The sequence below is a fragment of the Polynucleobacter sp. P1-05-14 genome, from assembly GCF_018881675.1.
Taxonomy (GTDB): domain Bacteria; phylum Pseudomonadota; class Gammaproteobacteria; order Burkholderiales; family Burkholderiaceae; genus Polynucleobacter.
In genome coordinates this window covers 1-693 of the sequence record NZ_JACVPV010000028.1, presented here as the reverse complement: position 1 = coordinate 693, position 693 = coordinate 1, and the positions used below count along the sequence as shown (strand labels likewise).

At 37.5% G+C, this 693-nt stretch carries 1 protein-coding gene; it reads right to left on the bottom strand.

From position 1 onward, the window contains the following. Positions 1 to 608 precede the first annotated feature (608 nt). On the bottom strand, positions 609 to 693 hold an 85-nt coding region (locus tag ICN37_RS08495; RefSeq protein WP_216156231.1), incomplete at its 5' end, for an IS3 family transposase.

The window sequence follows — 693 nt, the reverse complement described above, 5'->3', positions numbered from 1 at the left end:
CCGATAAGGAGCTTAGAATGATCCAAGACCGTTTAAACAACCGACCTAGAAAACGATTAGGGTTTAAAACCCCCAATGAAGTATTTATGCAGTCCTTAAACCGTGTTGCACTTCGTGTTTGAATCTACGGTTATTAATATGCCCAATTGTAACTTGAATCTCTTAATTTCTTTAATGAATTTTGCTTTTCTAATGCACTCAAGTCGCTTAGGCAATAAAGCAGCAAATCATATACCCCCCTTACCAAGCAAGACAACGGATTGATTTTGATGAACACGCCTAATCCTGTAGAAAAATGAATAAAAACTTTTTCATTTTGTTGATCATTTCTTAATTCCTAGTCTCAGGGTTAACACTTAGATTAAACAATTAGTTAACCAGTTACCCGCAAAATTTTATTGCGATTGATTGGTGGCCTGAGTGACACTATATAAGCACCATTTTTTTACAACATTTTTCATAGTAACTAGACTTTATTATGCTGGCTGAGCAAAGACCCTGTTGAGTGCTCATAAAGAACAGCATGACTACCCGCTCCCAATGCAGTTAGCATTCAAAAATGCAAAAACCACCCGAATGAACTGACCCCCAAAAGTTGGACAGTTTAGTTAGGTTACCAGAAGGGATTGAGCTCGGTATTGCACCGGACTTAATCCCTTTAGTTTTTGTTTGATTCGATCATGGTTGTAGTAG